This is a genomic window from Pseudomonas sp. EL_65y_Pfl2_R96 (assembly GCF_963970905.1).
Classification (GTDB): domain Bacteria; phylum Pseudomonadota; class Gammaproteobacteria; order Pseudomonadales; family Pseudomonadaceae; genus Aquipseudomonas.
The window spans coordinates 1-1,329 of the sequence record NZ_CAXAQH010000094.1 but is presented as its reverse complement, the minus strand read 5'-3'; the positions used below and the strand labels follow the sequence as shown (position 1 = coordinate 1,329).

The following is a 1,329-nucleotide window of genomic DNA, read 5'->3' as shown; positions in this document are numbered from 1 at the left end:
CCGGCGCGATAGACTTCAAGTTCGCGAAAGGCGCGGATCTCGACTGTCCCATGCGCTTCGCGCCACAGGTTGCCGATGCGCCGACTGACCTGCTCAAGCACGACATCGTTCAACTGGAGAAGGTGCAAGCGCAACCAGCACCCAATCTCGACGGCGCGGCGCGGCTCCCTGAGCAAAGCCAGGGTTTGAACTTTTTGGGTGGCCATGCCGCTGGCATAATGGCGCATTCCGGTTATCGGCAGGGCGCCCAGCGATAGCCTGTCAGCCCCCAGGTTCCGCAGCGCATTGAGCCGCTGCGCTGCTTCGGCAATATTGATCTGGCTTGTACCTGTTGGCGCTTGCAATCGTAGCGGTGCCTGCTCGCAAACGAAGCGGTTTTCTGCTCGGATTATCTGACAATGGGCGGAGCGTTCTGCTCACGCTATCCGCAAATGTGCTCGCCATCATCCGGCCCTGCTCGCAGTCATGGTCGCCTGCTCACATTATCTACCAGCGGGAGTGGCGTCAGCGTGGCACCCGGATGGAGCCGTCCGCGATCCCTTCGGCGACGTTTGAGAGCATGACGGCGTAGCGGTGCAGGCCGGGGAAGCGACCAGCGTTTCTCTCGATCTCTTCGCCGTATCCGGCATCGAGCAGCGCCTTGAAGTCCGGCATCACGTCGAACATGCCGCCGAGCAGATCGATATCGGAAGCACCGATCAGCAGCAGGGCATTCGCATGGGCGTCTAGGCGTTTCATCGTCTCCAGCATTTGGGTTTTGGTCATCACACCCTCTCCGCTTGCGTGGTGTCATCGCCTATTATGCGCTGGCCCTGTTCGCGAAAACCTTCCTTTCTGACGATCCTGCCGGCGCGTTAGAGCGGTCACGCATTTCTGCGGCATCTTGTTTGTCAAATCTGTTCTGGAAACCAGCTTCGCAAAACGCTATGCCTTCGACGGGTTTGGAGAAGGTCGAGGGGTCATGCGGGTCGGTTATGCCAGGGTCAGCACCAGCGACCAGAACCCCGACCTGCAACTGGATGCATTGCGCCGCGCCGGGTGCGAGCGGGTCTTCACCGAAAAGGCATCGGGTGCCCGCGACGACCGCCCCGAACTCGCTCGCATCCTGGGCGAGGTACTACGTGCCGGCGACACGCTCGTGGTGTGGAAGCTCGACCGCCTCGCCCGCTCGCTGAAGAAGCTGATTGCTTCTGCGGAAGAACTGGAGCGCGAGAAGATCGGGCTGGTGTCGCTGACCGAGAATATCGACACCACCACGCCGGGCGGCATGCTCACCTTCCACGTGTTCGGCGCGATCGCCCAGTTCGAGCGCGCCTTGATCCGCGAGCG

Annotated in this window: 3 protein-coding genes; 1 reads left to right on the top strand and 2 read right to left on the bottom strand. The window is 61.4% G+C overall.

Features of this window, described 5'->3' with window-relative positions:
- On the bottom strand, positions 1 to 344 hold a 344-nt coding region (locus AACY49_RS29585; protein WP_339527718.1), incomplete at its 3' end, for a hypothetical protein.
- Between the two features lie 160 nt (positions 345 to 504).
- Positions 505 to 765 (bottom strand): arylsulfatase regulator, encoded by a 261-nt coding sequence (locus tag AACY49_RS29580; RefSeq protein WP_299107757.1) that lies wholly within the window; start codon positions 763 to 765, stop codon positions 505 to 507.
- 118 nt (positions 766 to 883) lie between these two features.
- Here AACY49_RS29580 and AACY49_RS29575 point away from each other — a divergent pair.
- On the top strand, positions 884 to 1,329 hold a 446-nt coding region (locus AACY49_RS29575), incomplete at its 3' end, for a recombinase family protein (protein ID WP_445262671.1).